This window comes from Flavobacterium sp. FG68 (assembly GCF_057808895.1).
Map to the genome: position 1 here is coordinate 79255 of NZ_JBMDIY010000009.1, position 17090 is coordinate 96344.

Here is a 17090-nt window from a genome sequence, read left to right on the forward strand (position 1 = left end):
TATTGCTCTGATCATATATTAAAAAAGCCTCTTTAATTAGAGGCTTTTTTTATGTTTTTTGAGCATTATGTATACCAGAAAATAAGAGTTATTGTAAAAACTGGTCTATTAACAAGTTAGCAATCCTAACTAATTTTGTACTATAACTTAATGAATAATTATTTCACCAATGTCAAAATTTCATCTCAATATTCAGAAATTAGTTCAAGGGGAATTTAAAATACAAAAGGTAAATATAGCATTTGTATTTCAAGTAAACTGCCCGGGGTGTTTTATATATGGTATTCCTATTATAAATAATCTTTACAGATTATTTAGCAGTAATGTTGGCTTTATTGGGGTAGCAACTGCTTTTGAAGACTTTGAATACAATAACGAAGCAAACTTAAAACTTTTATTAGATAACGGTACATTAGTTGGAGAAACCAAAAAATATTTTAAATCAAATTATGGACTTTCTAACTATTCAGAAATTCCAAAATTTCCTGTAGCTTTTGACAGTATTATATCTTCTGAAGAGTTAATAAACTCAGATAAGATTGAAGTAATTTGTAATGCTATTCCAAATTTTTCAAATTTTTCAGAAAAAGAAAAAGAAATATTATTGATGAAAATAAAGTCATACTACTCTGAGATACCTTTAATAGCAGAAACCTTCACAATTAATCAATTACAAGGAACTCCTTCTTTTATTATTTTTGATGACAACTATAATATTTTAGGACATCATTTCGGTCATATAAATGAAGAAACACTAAAAACCAGATTAGAACATTTCTTGTCTTAATTCATTTTTTTAGAATTATTCTTCCCTTTTTCCCAGAAATTCTCATAAACAGAAAAAACTGCTAAAGATATAACAACTGCATTGGCAATATTATGACACTCTTAAAAAATATCTCTTCCAGATACAAAAATTGACAGTTTCCTATAATTAGCTTATCACAATTCAGAAAGGTAAGACAGACTTACCAGAAAATAGTTTATAATATTAAAACATTTGGAAAATAAAGTTTATCTGATTTTTTTTTTAAAATAACATGTCTGAATCTGAGTAATTATTCAAACCAAAAACTAAATCAACTTATGTCTGATTTCTTTGTATTTTGAACGACCCACAGGTAATAACTCACCACTTTTAAGTAATATATTATATTTTCCGCCGGCTTCAACAATCAGTTTATCTGCTTCCTGCCAGCACAGAATATAGGATTTATGAATTCGTTCGAAATCTGTTGGGAGGAGTTTTTCTAATGATTCCAATGATTTATCATGCAGTTCTACACGGCCGTTTATTAAATGTAGTTCAGTATAAATTCCTGCGCCTTTTATGTATGTTATGTCTTTAATTGTGATCAGTTTAATTGTTTTTGCCTTTTTTACGGCTAAAAACTGAATATCCTGACTATTTGTTTTTTCCGGTGTTGTAAAACGTGTAAAGGCCTGAGCAAGTCTGTTTGCATCAAATGGTTTCGGAACAAAATCCAAAACGCCATAATTAAAAGCCATAATCGCTTTATCTGTATAAGCGGAAATAATAATAGTTTGAAAAGATTTTGCGACAACGGTCTGCAGCACTTCAAATCCGTCCTCGCCATTCAAATTCAAATCGAGAAGCAGTAAATCAATGTACTGTTTTTCGATTGTGTTTAGTCCGTTTTCAACAGAATCGCTAAGCAGAATCTGAACCTCTTTATCAAAAAAATCACGGGTCATTCTTTCGATTCGTTTAGCAATTCGGGCTTCGTCTTCAATAATTAGAATTTTCATTTTTTATCAAAAATTTTAATTGTTGTACACCATCCTTCTTCTACAGCAAAAGAATCAAATTCCCAATTGCTGCCATAACTTTCATTTAATCTGGCTTTGATGTATTTAAAACCTGTTCCGTTGCTGTTTTCTTTTTTTCTGTTTCGGTTTTTTGCCAAGGTTAGCAAAGTATATTGTTTGTATTGTTTTTCTCTGGTAAAACTTAAACAGAAAGTAATACTGCCTTGTTTTGGAGGTAAACTGTGTGTAATTCCGTTTTCTATAATGGTATGAATAACTGCAGGCGGAATTTCTTCATTGGCATCAATATTTTTTTCTTCCCAATTATAACATACTTCTTTTCGAAAAGACATTACTTCTAAATGTTTTCGGCATAATTCGATTTCCTGCTGAATAGGAATCAAGGTATCCTCCGCAATAGCATTCATAATATCAAATTCATCTGCCAGTGCCCGAATAAATACAACGCCCTGCTGCGGAGATTCTTCGATCCAGTCTATCAATGAAGTCAGTGTGTTACGCAGAAAGTGAGGCTGAATATTTTTCTTAACCAATTCTAGCTGTAATCTCGATGAAAGCAATAAAGATGCATTATGAGCTTCTTCGAGAGCTTTTGCCCGAATAGTATGCAGATAAAGCATAGAAAGGACAATGATTGTAAACGCTATAAACAATCCAAAATCATAAAACATATATTTATTTACAATTACACTTGCCAGTAAACCCATCACGACTATTAAGCCGCCTTTAATTTTTCTAAATGCCGCATCGATAGCAATAATTAAAGATAATGCACACATGGCATAACTAAAATAAATGGCCGTGTAATCGTAATGACCATAGTAGACGATATAAATCGTTAAAAGACTTACGATCAAAAGAAATAAAAACAACCGTTTTCTTTTAAATCCAAACTGCAGCATAAAATACCATGGAACGAGTATAGAAATTATAAATGTGAGCAAACCAACAATCTGTAATCGGGTATAAAAGTGGGTATACGGAATATCGATATAAAATTTCACGTATTCTATAATAAGCAAACAGAAAAAGAGCAGACAGATTATTCCAAAAAGTAAAACCGTTGCTTCTTTACGTGTACTGTTTATGTAGAGAAAAAAATAATAAATAAAAGCAATTAGAAAAGCCCCTGCCATAAGGTTCATAAAAGACATGACAACAAGCGGAGCACGATGAAGTCTTAAAAAGCTCTCGAGTTTTAAGCCGATGCTGCGATTTGCCTCCCGAATTTTAGATTGTGTTCCAATTACCGTAACAATGTGTTTACCTGTATTAGCCAATTTTTCGGGTATTTGATAATAAGTCAGTTCAGTTCCCGGAATTTCAGGCTGGCCTGATTTTGCCATTTTACCGTTGCTTCCCACAAAAACACCATCCCAATAAACATCAAAAGAGCCAAAAGCAGTTACCTGTAAACCTAACGGAGTAGATTTATTTTCACGTTTAAGGATTTCGATTTCTATTGGAACTTTAAAAACGGAGTTGTCGGATTTTCCCAAATAATCATGAGGACGATTTTCATCATCAACATAATACGTTACATCCGATTTCACGTACTCAGTATATTGTTTACAAGATGAAAACAACAGCAGTAATAAAACGATAAAAAAGGGCGGTCGATACATGAGATAAAGATAAAATAAATATCGAATACCTAAATGCATTTCAAAAGCTCTTGGAGCCGTTTGCATGTTTTAAAAGGTAAGATTTTATTTTATAAAGTAATCTTGTATCATCAAAACCAATAAATATGAAAACCTTAATAGCCAGTATTTTAATTTTATTTATTCCAATGTTTAGCTTTGCGCAGAAAGCAGCTGTTTCCGGTAAAGTTCAGGACAACATAATTAAAGAAGCAATTCCGTATGTGACCGTATCCATACAAGACAATACCTCAAAAACAATTGCAGTTGGCGTAACAGACGATCAAGGTATGTTTAATCTGGAAGAACTGCCAATCGGTAAAATGACCATTTCTTTTAGTTATATCGGATATCAAAATTATATTCAAACATTCGAAATCATTTCAGGGAAACCCAAAACAGAATTAGGAACTATTCTTTTAAATGCCGATGCTGTGCAATTAAATGCAGTTGAAGTTACAGGACAAAAATCCAGCGTTAGTTTAAAACTTGATAAAAAAGTTTTTGAAGTGGGAAAAGATGTGCTTTCGCAGAATAGCTCTGCTCACGATGTTTTAAACGGAGTTCCTTCTGTAACAGTTAGTCCAACGGGTGGAATAAGCCTTCGTGGCAACAGCAGCGTATTGGTATTAATCAACGGACGTCAGTCTGGTTTAACGCAAAGCAATTCACTCGACCAAATTGCCGCCGACCAAATTGAACGCATTGAGGTAATAACAAATCCTTCGTCCCGATATGATGCTTCGGGTTCGGCGGGAATTATCAATATTATATTAAAGAAAAATAAAAAAAGTGGTTTCAGCGGTCAGGTTCGATTAGTTGCCGGATCGCCAAATGACAGCCGACTTAATCCAAGCATCAATTTTAAATCGGATAAAATCAATATTTTTTCCAATTTTGGTATACGTTCTTCGGATTATGTTGGATTATATACTACAAATCAGTCGACTATGAATAATGGTACTCCAAATTACCTTAACCATGTGCAAAATGAGGATCGCCACGACGACGGAAAATTGATTTATCTGGGTGCTGATTATTATATTGATGAACATCGCACCATTACTGCAGCTTTTTTAAAAAATGCCACGACAGATGATGATAAAACCCGTTTATTGTATGATTACAGCAATGCAAACCATGTACAAGACAGTCTTTTAACAAGACAAGGAAAATCATTAGAAAAAAGAGATTACAACCAATTCGAGTTTAATTATACGCAGACTTTTAAAAAACCTTCAAAAAAATGGACTATCGATGTTCAGTACGATTGGTGGAACAGCGATAAAAAGTGGGATCTTTCAACACAGCGTATTTATCCGGAAACGCAGGCTTATCCCGGTATTAGAACCAACTCAATAGGAAGCAGTAAAGATTTGCTTGTGCAGACTGATTTTGTTCAGCCAATTGATTCTGTTTCTGTATTTGAAATGGGTGTTAAAACAGAGATTCGTAAAGTTTCCAGTCAGTTTTTGGCAGAGCAGGAACAGGGGAATATTTGGTCGATTTATCAAAATATTGATAATGATCTGGATTATACCGAAACCATTTCAAGTGCTTATGCGCAATACAGCAACAAATTTAGGAGATTTAATTATATGTTCGGGCTTCGTACAGAATTCACCAAAATTGCGATTACAGATATTAAAAACACTTATAACGATGATAAAAAATACAACAGATTATTTCCCACCGTTAATTTGAATTATAAGTTTGAAGGATCTACTTTGCAGTTAAATTACAGCAAACGAATTAACCGTCCGCCTTTATATGCTTTGTATCCTTTTAACGAGCTGACCGATTTAAATGCGCAATATGTTGGTAATCCAGATTTAAATCCTTCTTATTCTGATGTGTTCGAATTGGCTTTTCTTAAAGCATGGAAAAAGTTTACGCTCAATCCTTCTGTTTATTATCAATGGGAGAGTGGTTATATTCAGGATTTTACTTATCGTGAAAATGATATATTTTTTACAACGCCTATTAATATTCAGCATGAAATACGAAGTGGTATAGAGCTTTCGACCTTATATAATCCGTTAAAATGGCTTCAGGTAAATTTAGAAATGAATTTTTATCATTTTACGCAAAAAGGAAGTTATCAGGACGAAAACCTTGATTATAGCGGAAAAACTTTTACAGGACGTTTAAGCACTCAGGTTAAACTTCCATCAAAATTCAGTTTTCAGGGTCGTTATAACTTTCGCGGCGCGCAGCAAAATGCGCAAACAAAAAACGATGCATTGCAATCGCTTGATTTTGGTTTAAGCAAAATTTTTTTAAAAGATAAAGCTACCATTGTATTTGATGTTTCAAATGCTTTTGACTTACGCCAAAATAAAAGCACAACAACGGGTACAGATTATTATATTACCGAAAACAGTATTCCAAATGCAGCCCGCTACAGACTTAGTTTTGTGTATCGTTTTAATTTAACAGATCCAAAAGCAATCAGGCAGGCGAGTAGTGCTAATCGTAATTAATACGGCTGTAATTTATTTATTATATGCTTACATTTGCGTTTCTATTGAAAATCAAGATTGAAACTATTAGCACATGATAAAAGAACCTAAGTACAAAATTTGTTCAGAAGATGATATTCCGCAGATTTTGGAAGTATATAAGCAGTCCTATAAAGAACATTATCTCTATTTATGGACTGATAATGGTGAAAACTATATGAACGCCAGCTTTACAAAAGAAAAAATAACTTCGGAAATGAATGTGCCTCACACTCAGTTCTATCTCATTTACGATCAGGAATTAGCTATAGGCGTATTAAAAATTAATAATAATAAATCTGCAGACGGAAAAAAAGATACTAATGCTTTAGAAATCGAGCGGTTGTATTTTCTAAAAGAAGCTGCAGGGAAAGGCTTAGGAAAAGCTACTCTTAAAATGGTTTTACAACTTGCGGCTAATGAAAATAAAAAAACGATTTGGCTCAAAGCAATGAAGTGTTCAGACGCACTAAAGTTTTATGAAAAGCAAAATTTTAAAGTGACAGCCGAAATGGATTTGACGTATCCTTTTATCAAAGACGAATTAAAAGGTATGGTTGTAATGGAGAAAGAGGTCAAATAATTTTTGAATTTAAAGTTTCTTTAATTTGTGATTTAGCAGAAACTATGGTTGTATCATTTCTATTTTTTATTAGAGAAGTAACTAAATCTCTTGATATCATATTATGAATAATATATTTTCTGAAAGCAGCCAAATTGGAATCGTATCTACATTCTCAGATCTTGTACATACCAATTTCAAAGGAGAAATGAATGCGTTATGCTGGCACAGAAATTTAGATGGCGATTTTAACGAAATTGTAGCCAAGTTATCTTTAAAAGAAAATATAACAGAAATTCATCCCGAAGACCTAATCGCACTTCAACTCTCAGAAAAGGGAAATACAGCAAGGGAAATAATTTTAAATGATTTGCAATTATTAACTGATTTTGGCGCTTCGCCTTCTCTTAATTTACTGAAATGTTACGAACGTGATGATGAATTTGATTTCATTTCGACAGATGTGTATTCGTTTCATGTTGATCGTTCGCCCATTGCAACAGATACTTTTTTATGCACTTATCACGGAGCGGCAAGTGATATTGTTGCTAATTCGCAGGCAGAACAAAAAATCCTGATTCCAGAAATACGAGAAAAGCTAAAAGAGCTGCACGATGGACCAGCAGAAGAATTCGAAGACTTTTTAACAGAAAATTATTTTGATTTGCATTATCAGGTACATGAAGATGCAGAACCTGTTAATTTAGGATTAGGACATCTTTGGCGACTGGCTGTAGATCATCCAAAACAACAAGTGCTGCCTTGTATTCATAGAGCGCCAATAGAAAATGATGGTGAATATAGGTTGTTGTTGATTTGTTGAGGGACAAATTGGTTGCACTTGATTTATCGCCATCATTTTTATTAAGTATAATTTCTTCTAATTGCGTAATTGTTTAAACCTTGAAGTCCCGATCGCTCGGATATATACAACGATAGCGCGGAAATTTTTTCCGTGCCCGTTCCTAATATTAATAAAACTGGATTTTCTATTTTTTTAATTGTTAAGAAATACTTTGTGGGCACGGATTACAAATCCGCGCGATCGGATCGGAATTAATGTAAATGCTGTCTATTTTTAAAGTAAAAATCAAGTATTTCTACTTGATTGCTTTTAATAAATAAGAACTACTTTGTAATTCGATTACTGAAAACCATAGAACAGAATTGTAACTATTTATTATGTTTGAGTTTAATTATATAAAGCTTTAAAAAATAAGACTCATTAAAGCTATTCTTTGGTTTGTATAAAATTATAAGCAAATTCAAAATTTTAAAAAAAACTTAATAATGATTGAAAAAGTATTTGAAAATTTTTCCGCTAAAATGCGATCTGAAAATTTATATGACAATAGCTTATTTGAAGAGGAAATTATAACACATTATTATCAAATACTTGAAATATTAGCGACAGATTTTGAAACTTACCGAAAATTTTCTCCCATTGCACTTTCTGCTTTGGAAGACAATAACAGAAAATCCATCTCTTATTCATTATTTGTTTTTTTTGATCTATTTAAAAAAATAATAGATTTAGAAAATTTATGCACATTAGACCAGTCAGTAGCTAAAACTGAAATTACAGATCAATCAAAAAGCAAATTTGTAAAACTTCTAAAAGAAAGTTTTAAGATAAATAATCAATTAAGAATCTCTGAGTATGAGTTGCCTCCAAATAATTTAACTGAAGCAGAAATTAAAGAAATTATATCTCTACAAATTAGCATTATTCAAGAAATCGCTAAAGAAATTGGATGGAGAGAAGATCAAAGTGAAAATATAATGCTTCAATTACCTATCCTAAGAGGTTTACTTAAAAAAATAAATAATATAGAATTTTTTTATTTTATTATTTCAATTTTTATTGACAGACTTAACACTTCTGAATTTTATCAAGCAGCTAGAGATGTTTCTGAAGAAATTATAATTTCAAGTTTTAATGATGGTTATCCAGAATTAGGTTTTTTTAACGCTTTCAGATGTTACTCTGCACAAGGAAGTGCTCAGGCGGCTTTACTTTATGCAAATATAAGTATGAATTATGCATTAAAAAATAAACAAAGAATTTCAGAGAAATATCTGAAAGAGTTAATATGGCAATCAATGAAATATTTTAGAAATACTGGTCTATACCCATATTCAGTAAGGATATATAAAGATATTCCAAAAAAAATAATTTTTTCACCATATAGTCAACGTTCTATAGATCACACGTATTTTACTTGTTTAGTGCATATGTTAGACGAAAAACTACCTGATTTGTTATTGGATTATTTAAATAAGGAAAGAGAAAATATTTTTTCCGGTGGCATTCACGATTCATTGCCTTGGTTAATTACTTTATACAATATAAAGAGAATTTTTCCAAAAGCAAATTTTAGTGATACTGGTCTAGGATATTATCTAAATGTATTTGAGCAAATCGTTCCTAAAGAATCAGTAAGTGATTACAAAAACATTGTTGATGGAAATTCTACCTCTCTCAAAAAACAATTAAAAAATTCTCTTGTTAAATTGAACGAAACTAGAAACAAATCGGATATTGTTTATGATAATGAGATGTCTCTTAAGATTGCAAATAGGATTATAGAAGATGGGTTTACAAAAAAAGATTCTGAAGCAATTTTATTAGCTATGATGCTCAAATCAGATTTTAGTTTAATTTTTAAATCTAAAGAGTCATTCGAATTTGCACCTTTTAAATTACCTAAAGCAGAAATAGAAAATTTCAATAAATTGTATAGTCAAAGAGATCAAATTGAAATTAATATTTCTAATGACGAATTTCAGTCAACTATTTGGCTTGCATATACTGAAGGTAAAGTATTTCAACTCACATATAGAAATAAAGAATTCAATTATCTAAAACTTACAAATTGGGATTGGCACGAATACAAAATACTTATTGAAAAAGATTATTTTTCAAGTATAATATTTAACGACACTATTAAAGATAAAGGAGGAGTGAGAAATGTTTATGAAGAAGAGCATATTGAAGAAGGAAAAAGAATAATTTCCGAAATCCTATTTGCAAAGTTACATATAGATGATGAGAGTAATTCTATTCACATAATTAAAGATATGGAACTAACTAATTTTCCACATAATTTATTTCTTGACCAAAATAGTGAATTTCTACACTTTAAAAGACCAATAGTAAATATTTTATCTACAGAATGGTACTTGTCTATTTCTAAATCTATAATAATCAAAAAAGATTATTCTAAATCTATTTGGATTCCAATAGAAGAAGGGGATTTTACGCTAAATCAATTATACGCAAAAATAGAAGATACATTAATCCAAAATAATTTTGAAATTAATACAAAATTAGAAAAAGGTTCATCAACTACTTCTGATATAAATATTATTTGTTCTCATGGAGCAAAAGATATTGCAGAAAAACAAATTATTTATCCGTCGGATAAGGCATTAACAAATCTAAATACTGTAATTGGAAAAGGACAAATATTAATTTTTCTAATATGTCACTCGGGGTCATATCAGTCTGAATTATTTAAAAACAATATTACATCTTTAGTTAAGACATATATCGAGAAAGGCTATAAAGCTGTAATTGCTCCATTTTGGGGTCTGCATATTAATGTCCCAGAAATTTGGTTGCCAGAATTTTTAAATTCATTTAATAGAGGTGATTCAATAGATATCGCACTATTTAAGGCGAATAAAAAGGTCTACGAGAAATATCCGACTCCTGCCGCATGGTGTGCAATGCATTTATATGGTACTCCAAATTTAAAAGTTGAACAATAAATAATCATAAAAAGTATTTTTTAATTAATTTACATGTTGCCAAAAACAAAAAAGAGACTCGAACGTCTCTTTTTTGTTTTTAATATATCTTTATAAATAATTATTTACCAATCAATTTTTCAAGCCTCAACATCATTTCATCTTTCTCTCTCAACATACGCTCATACAAAGCAATTTTTTCATCATATAATTGAACAATTTTGTCAACAGGATTGAAAGAAGGCTGGTAGCTAAATCCAGAAGCGACAGCGTTATCTTTAAAATCTTGGAACGAATAAGTATTTGCAATAACATTCACCGCTTGTTCTTCATCAAAATTCTGAAAAGCTTCAACAGGAATTTTTAAAATTGCAGAGATTTGTTTCAGCAGTTTTTCTTCAATTACATCTTTCTGCTCCAGTAAAGAAATTTTCTTTTGGTTCCAGTCTTCGCCCAGATCATAAGCTAATCCTTCCTGCTTTATGTTAAGCATTTCTCTAAAGCGTTTTACGTTTCTTCCCTGATGTATTTTCTGTTCCATAATGAATATCAATTTTTCTGAAGACTCAAAGATAAAGCCATTTTGCTTAAAAATCCTGAGTTTCAAAGATAAAAAAATATCCCATAATACATCTATTTTGTCAGATATTATACCGTTTCTGTTTCTATTTTAGACCAATTTCCGGCATATCCCAATGTAATATGAAATAGAGCAATGCAATATGAATTTATTTTGCTATAATTTGAGATCTGTGTTTTTTCCCAAATGTAATTAAGGCATTTATAACAGGCTGCGTTTCAGCAGCATGCTTGGTAAGTGCGTAAGTAACTGTAACTGGCTTAGTATTATTTACTGTTCTGGTAATAAGTAAATTATTTTCCAGATCCTGTAATTCTTTAGATAGAACTTTGGGAGAAATACCTCCTACAGAATTTGCAAGTAAATCTTTAAATCTTTGACTTCCATATATGTATAAACTCAAAAGTATACAAAATTTCCACTTTCCGCTAAGTAATTCGAGAGAATCTTTTAATGCCAGCATGTTTTCTTTACTGGTTTCTATACAAAAATTTTTATCCATAAATAGTAACTTTCCTAAAGGTAATTGATAACAAAAGTATAGTAAAAACTATATAGATTTGAATTTTATTAAAAATATTTTAAAATGGAAATCAAATCAAATTACAATACCGAATTAGAAGGTAAAATTGCCTTGGTTACAGGCGGAACAAAAGGAATTGGAAAAGCTATTGCTGAACGTTTGTACCAAGCAGGTGCAGTCGTAATAGTTACGGCAAGAAATAAACCTGAATTAGAAAACACTAAGACTCATTTTATTGCTGCTGATCTTACGGTTGCTAACGATGTTTTAAAACTGGAAGAACAAATTGCTGAAAAATTTGGCACTATTGACATTCTTATTAATAATGTTGGCGGACTTACAACACCGGGTGGTGGCTACAAAGTATTAACTGATTCGCATTGGGAGAATGAGCTGGAGCTGAATCTGATTTCAGCAATACGTTTAGACAGAACTTTACTGCCTAAAATGCAAGAAAAGAAAAGCGGTGTAATTATACATATTTCCTCTGTTGCAGGAAAACAGGCTTTATGGAATCTTAATCTGGCTTATGCCGTTTCTAAAGCTGCATTAAACAGCTACAGTAAAGCCTTGTCAACAGAAGTAGCTTCTGATGGAATACGCGTAATTACTGTTGCACCAGGCGCTACTAAAACTCCGCCAATGTTAAAATTTGTTGAAGATTTTGCTCTTTCATCAGGAATTAAAAATGAAGATGCCGAAAAGGAATTGATGAAACATGTTGGTGGTGTACCAATGGGTAGAATGGCTGAACCTGAAGAAGTTGCAGATCTTGTTGGTTTTTTGGTTTCACCAAGGGCATCTTATCTAACAGGTTCTATTTATGCAATAGACGGAGGAAGTCTTCCTGTTATATAATAATTTTAAAGCATACTTCAATTGCCGGGATACTATTATCCCGGCTTTTTTTATATAATAGTTTGAATTAAAAAAACTGAATTTTCTAAAAGATAAAAACATCCCATAATACATCAATTTTGTAAGATATTATACCTATGTTGAGAATAGGTTATCCTTTTAAAAGAATAGAATTTCGCTTGATAATTTTAAATCTCATTATTATGAAAATGAATAAAATATCCTACGATACAGGATTTTGGGCAGGGTTTGAGGCAGGAAATCCATTTAAGGCAATTGAAGCCTTTTTTGACTTTGCAGTTCTTGATTATTATAAACAAAATTTAAGTGAGGCGGTAATTTACAGCTATAAAAGAAAAGTGCACAAAAAAGAAAATCCCAACGATGTTTTTGTTTTGTATACAGCCTTCAGCTTTTTTATCAAGGTGTGTTACTGTCTGCAAAAGAAAAGTAAAAAATGGAAAATTACAGCGTCTTTGGGTAGTGAAAAGGTTTATCATTTTTCATCCCTAACAAAGGAAGAATACAATAATCCTTTTATTGTATTTCAAAAAGCATTTGATGAAAAAACGCTTGAAGAATTTGAATTATTTCTATTTCAAATCCTCGAGCATTCCTTGTCTCCAGATATTGGAGATCCGGAATCTGACATAACAACGCCTTATATTCATTTAATCAAAATGCTCGATGCAGCAGAAATTATAAGAGAAAGGGGCGTTGAAAAAATCAGGAAAAAGAATAATATTGATTTTGTAACGGAATAAATAAAGTATAGCGATCACTAAATAAATTTCTTTTTTTAAGGCTTATTAATCTCTTGCAACATCAACTTTTTTATTTTTTTCTACTGGGAATTGTATAACTTCTTGCTGAAATTAAATACTTCATAGTCCGTTGTCATTTGTAACTTTATTATCAAGTTAAAATGTTGATAATCAAAAAAACATAAATTATGGCAGAAATTAAAATTGAGAAAAAAAAGCCAGTATGGCCGTGGATTGTAGCTGTTCTGTTAATCTCAGCAATTATATATTATATCTTTTTGAGAGATAACAACGTACAAATCGAAAACAACGTACAAATCGAAAACACTACAAGTACAGATAACACGACAAACTAAATGCATTTGTTGTAAAGAGGTAAGGGCTGACGTAAGTGAAAAAGTTTCCTGCAGCGAGACTTACCAGAAAAAATAAATTATAATATTAAAAAAGAAAGTATGGAAAATAAAGAAAGAAATTTATACAGACTCGACGAACTTTCTGATTACAAAATTGCTTCTAACTATTCTGATGTTAGAGGTTGGAAAATAGTAGATTCTGATAACCGAACTATAGGCAAAATAGATAATCTTTGGGTTAATAAAGATATGCAGCGCGTTGTTTATCTGGATGTTAATTTAGATAAAGGATTAATAGACGACAGCCGCAATGAGGTGCATGATGCTATAGCAAACGAGAATGGAAGGGAGTTTATATATAAAGATGGAGACAGCCATATTATTATACCAATTGGATCTGTAAGTATAAATAAAGATACCAAAATTGTCATGGCTAACAGTATAGGATATGATACTTTTAGAAGCACAAGCAGATACAACAGACAGCATAATTTTGACAGGGATTATGAAAGAAATGTGCTGAAGTCCTATTATCCTAAAAATGAGTCCGGTTTTGACAGTGATGATGATAATTTTTACAATCAAAGAGAATTTGAAAATCACTAATACTTATATTCCCTTGGAATTTTAATATAACGAATTCGAAACCTTATTAAAAAATCAATTAAAAAGATCAAATATTTAAAATGTTTGATCTTTTTTTGATACTAAGAAAACCTCAACATCGATTTTCTCTTATTCGTGATAATAAGAAAGATATAAAAAGTTCATTTAGTTAAAAATGGATTATTCTAATTCTATAAATTGCTTAAAAAACTGCAATTTTCCCTGTTTGAATTGCGCCCGAACTTGTGATTATTTTATAGATATAAATTCCCGAAGCCGTATTTTTTAGATTAATGTTATTGATTTTAGAAATTAGGGGAGAAGTAAATGTATTTTGTCCGCTCATATTATACAAATAGAAAACAGCGTTTTCGTCTTTTTTGGCTTCGACAAATAATTCTTCGTTTTTGCCTAATAACGTAGGATGGATAAAAAACAAATCATCGCCTAAATAATTGGCATCAAGAATTGAAGAACTTATTATAGTATCGTTTTCTAAAATTATATTTATTTTATATCGATTACTGCCTTTTATGGGCGTGCTGTCGATAAAAGAAAATGTTTTTGAATCGATGTTATTTATGGTGTTAATGACCTCTTCGGTATTGTTAGTTATTTTTACCAGCTCAATTCTTTTAATATTGTACAAACTAAAAAGACTGGCATCAATCTTTACTTTATCCTCCTGATAAATTTCTGCGAAAGCGAGCTCAAAATAACAATTTGAGTTTTGGGCATACTGTAAAGTTGATTCACTTTTTATTCCTTCGCTATTGTCAAATACCGGAGTAACAGTGTAAATTTTTCCATCTGTATAGGTATAATTGACGTTTGTTGTTTGTTCTTTAAATTCTAAATTATCTCCGGTAAGCTGATAAATATTAAAAGAAGTAACATTGGCAGGTTTTTCCCAATAAATTTCTGTTGTGCCATCACAAATTAAACTGGTACTGATATTTAAATCATAAGAAATAATAAAACTGTCCGAGATATAATCAGTAGTACCAATGGTCATTTTTAATTTTGCTTTCGAAAATTTTTGTTCAGAAGGAGTATAGAGAAATTGTTCAGAATCCACATTAATACCTTTTGCGATAATTTCCCAAGTCTGCCCATTATCGTAACTAATAGACAATTGTCCCGAAGTACCAGAAAAAGAAGCATCCCATTTAAAAGGTGAAATAGTTTTACCATCATAAGGGAAATTATCATTTGCAATGGGGTAATTCCATTCAAATTGATTTTTCAAATCATATTCATAAGCAATGCTGTATTGCTGAGAAGTATTTGAAACATATAAACCCTTAATATTTATTGTATAAGATCCTGATATGGGGTTTTCAATAGTAATTTGTTCTATAGTATTAAGTTTGTCTTTTCCTCTCACAGCTTGCTGTTCTGGAATATCAGGATTAAGAATCCAGGGTAAAAAAGAAGTATTGTCAGCAGCGATAACTTCAAGGTCTAAATCGTTAACCAAACTTATATTACTGTTGATTTCGGCAGGCACATCATTCCAGACTAATGTAATTTTTAAGTTTTCTGCATTTTCCGGAACATTTATAGTGTGTGCATTTGTTTGTCCAGATGTCAAACTGCCGGATATGATTCTATTTTCGCTGATAGTTTTTAGGCATTTATCCGTATTAATATTACCATAACCATACGTAAAATCAGGGCCTGGATTGCCTAAATCTTTGGCACTATTAATTAAAATAGCTTTTGTAGTGGCATTGTTCAGAGGCACATTGTTGATGTTTTTATAATGTTCTTTCATCAGCGTAATAATTCCTGTAGCCAATGCCGTAGAATTTGAAGTTCCCTGTGTACTAAACGCGACTAATTCTGGTTTTATTCGGCCGTCATAAGCCGGGCCTTTTGAAGAAAAAGACATAATTACTTCGTTTTGATCAATACAGCCTAATACGATACTATTTTTAGATTGCTTAAAATTACCGGTTATAGATTTATAACCCTGAAGACCGGTATTTCCAGATGAAAAGCAATGGGTCAAATCTGAATTTGAAAATAATTGAGCGTCATAAGCATTAGCAAGCGAACCATAAAAATTTTCAATTTCTGTACCGTAAGAATGGTTTTGAGTGGCGGCTCCTTGTAACGTCGCTATTTCATCAGGATAAATATTCAAAAAATCTGATGATAATATTTTTGCCTTTTGCGCGACGCCTTTTCCTAAAGCAGAACTATTTCCTAATCCGCAGACTATAGTGGCCATAGCCGTTGCATGGCTCGATACAATATTAGATTGTGTGGTGGAAATAATGTGCTTATTTAAAAGATCAATATCATTTACATCAAAAAAATCATCTTTGATTACTGCAGTTTGATTTTCACCCTTTAAAAGAGGAAAATCAGCATGGGCTTTATTTATAAAATTGATACTAAAATTTTGATCTATTATTTTAGATTCAGCTTTTGGCTGCAGCGATTCTTGCGAAACAGAAGATACACTGTTCAGAGCTATCACTTCATTAGTGATTTTTTGGGAATCACTTTTTATCATTACAAGATGGTTATCGAGTATTTCGATTCCAGAAATATTCATTGATTTCAAGTCTGTAATTAACGCTTTGAGAGAATCTGTTGCTATTATATACGGTTTGTCTTCTTTATGATTTGAAAAATTGGAGGGTAATTTCCATAAATTGTTAACCGGGAAAATTTTTTGGGAAGATTTTTGAATTCCTGTACTTTGATTTTCAACAATGCAAAAAGTATTGTCTAGTTTTTTCACAACCTTGTAGTTGTTGAAATGTGCATTTGCTAAAGATGTAAAATAATATCTTTCAAATTTTCTTTCGGTTTCCTTTTTTATGTATTGTTTCCATTTATCAGAGCTTTGTGAGAGACTGATTGTCGTTATCATAAGAATGAAAAAAGTAATTTTTGTCTTCATTTAGATAAAGCAAAGATGAAATTTATACATAATGATTTCTATTTGAAATAATTATCTGTCGTGTGTAAATCAAAGTTATTAAAATATTTGTAAAAAAAATATGATTTTTTATTTCCTGCATAATCTTCAAAATCTGCAGGAATAATATTCTCTTTTGAAGCCGGTTTTATATTTTAAATAATGTACAAAAACTGTGAAATCATTTTTTAACACATTCAAAACAAAATAAAATTTCA

14 protein-coding genes are annotated in these 17090 nt (G+C 31.2%); 9 read left to right on the forward strand and 5 right to left on the reverse strand.

All coding sequences use genetic code 11. The features are described 5' to 3' along the window. The first annotated feature begins 169 nt into the window (after nt 1-169). Nucleotides 170-787, forward strand: a complete 618-nt coding sequence (locus tag ACODSB_RS07885) for a hypothetical protein (RefSeq protein WP_488936636.1) — start codon at nt 170-172, stop codon at nt 785-787. Nucleotides 788-1074: 287 nt separating this feature from the next. Here ACODSB_RS07885 and ACODSB_RS07890 read toward each other — a convergent pair whose 3' ends face one another. Both ACODSB_RS07890 and ACODSB_RS07895 read right to left on the reverse strand, forming a co-directional pair. Further along, the gene (locus ACODSB_RS07890; protein ID WP_488936637.1) at nt 1075-1770 is read right to left on the reverse strand and encodes a LytR/AlgR family response regulator transcription factor; all 696 of its coding nucleotides are present in this window, start codon (nt 1768-1770) and stop codon (nt 1075-1077) included. Next, on the reverse strand, nt 1767-3482 hold the full coding sequence (locus tag ACODSB_RS07895; RefSeq protein ID WP_488936638.1) for a histidine kinase: 1716 nt from the start codon (nt 3480-3482) through the stop codon (nt 1767-1769). Before ACODSB_RS07895 ends, ACODSB_RS07890 begins: the two co-directional genes overlap by 4 nt. A gap of 59 nt (nt 3483-3541) precedes the next feature. On the opposite strand from ACODSB_RS07895, the gene ACODSB_RS07900 reads away from it, so the two are divergent. The 4 genes from ACODSB_RS07900 (at nt 3542) to ACODSB_RS07915 (ending at nt 10271) form a co-directional block, all read left to right on the forward strand. Beyond that, nucleotides 3542-5917 (forward strand): TonB-dependent receptor, encoded by a 2376-nt coding sequence (locus ACODSB_RS07900; protein ID WP_488936639.1) that lies wholly within the window; start codon nt 3542-3544, stop codon nt 5915-5917. 73 nt (nt 5918-5990) lie between these two features. Next, on the forward strand, nt 5991-6518 hold the full coding sequence (locus ACODSB_RS07905) for a GNAT family N-acetyltransferase (RefSeq protein WP_488936640.1): 528 nt from the start codon (nt 5991-5993) through the stop codon (nt 6516-6518). Nucleotides 6519-6621: 103 nt separating this feature from the next. Then, a complete protein-coding gene (locus ACODSB_RS07910) occupies nt 6622-7320 on the forward strand; it encodes a DUF1826 domain-containing protein (RefSeq protein ID WP_488936641.1) in 699 nt (232 codons plus the stop codon). 467 nt (nt 7321-7787) lie between these two features. Next, nucleotides 7788-10271 carry a hypothetical protein gene (locus tag ACODSB_RS07915; RefSeq protein ID WP_488936642.1) on the forward strand — a complete coding sequence of 828 codons (2484 nt, stop codon included), beginning with the start codon at nt 7788-7790 and terminating at the stop codon, nt 10269-10271. Nucleotides 10272-10371: 100 nt separating this feature from the next. Here the strand turns inward: ACODSB_RS07915 and ACODSB_RS07920 are convergent, their stop codons facing one another. Next, complete coding sequence (locus ACODSB_RS07920; RefSeq protein ID WP_488936643.1) at nt 10372-10791, reverse strand: XRE family transcriptional regulator; 420 nt, start codon at nt 10789-10791, stop codon at nt 10372-10374. A 187-nt stretch (nt 10792-10978) separates the two neighbouring features. After that, nucleotides 10979-11332 (reverse strand): winged helix-turn-helix transcriptional regulator, encoded by a 354-nt coding sequence (locus ACODSB_RS07925; protein WP_256634741.1) that lies wholly within the window; start codon nt 11330-11332, stop codon nt 10979-10981. Nucleotides 11333-11416: 84 nt separating this feature from the next. On the opposite strand from ACODSB_RS07925, the gene ACODSB_RS07930 reads away from it, so the two are divergent. The 4 genes from ACODSB_RS07930 to ACODSB_RS07945 all read left to right on the forward strand — a co-directional run bounded on the left by ACODSB_RS07930 (nt 11417) and on the right by ACODSB_RS07945 (nt 13937). After that, nucleotides 11417-12211, forward strand: coding sequence for an SDR family oxidoreductase (locus ACODSB_RS07930; RefSeq protein WP_256634742.1), 795 nt, complete (start codon nt 11417-11419; stop codon nt 12209-12211). A gap of 203 nt (nt 12212-12414) precedes the next feature. Then, nucleotides 12415-12975, forward strand: coding sequence for a hypothetical protein (locus ACODSB_RS07935; RefSeq protein WP_488936644.1), 561 nt, complete (start codon nt 12415-12417; stop codon nt 12973-12975). Between the two features lie 188 nt (nt 12976-13163). Next, nucleotides 13164-13331: a hypothetical protein gene (locus ACODSB_RS07940; RefSeq protein WP_488936645.1), complete on the forward strand. Its 168-nt coding sequence runs from the start codon at nt 13164-13166 to the stop codon at nt 13329-13331. A 99-nt stretch (nt 13332-13430) separates the two neighbouring features. Further along, nucleotides 13431-13937, forward strand: a complete 507-nt coding sequence (locus ACODSB_RS07945) for a PRC-barrel domain-containing protein (RefSeq protein WP_053471206.1) — start codon at nt 13431-13433, stop codon at nt 13935-13937. Nucleotides 13938-14139: 202 nt separating this feature from the next. On the opposite strand, the gene ACODSB_RS07950 is transcribed toward ACODSB_RS07945, so the two are convergent. Continuing rightward, on the reverse strand, nt 14140-16824 hold the full coding sequence (locus ACODSB_RS07950) for a S8 family serine peptidase (protein ID WP_488936646.1): 2685 nt from the start codon (nt 16822-16824) through the stop codon (nt 14140-14142). Nucleotides 16825-17090: the final 266 nt, after the last annotated feature.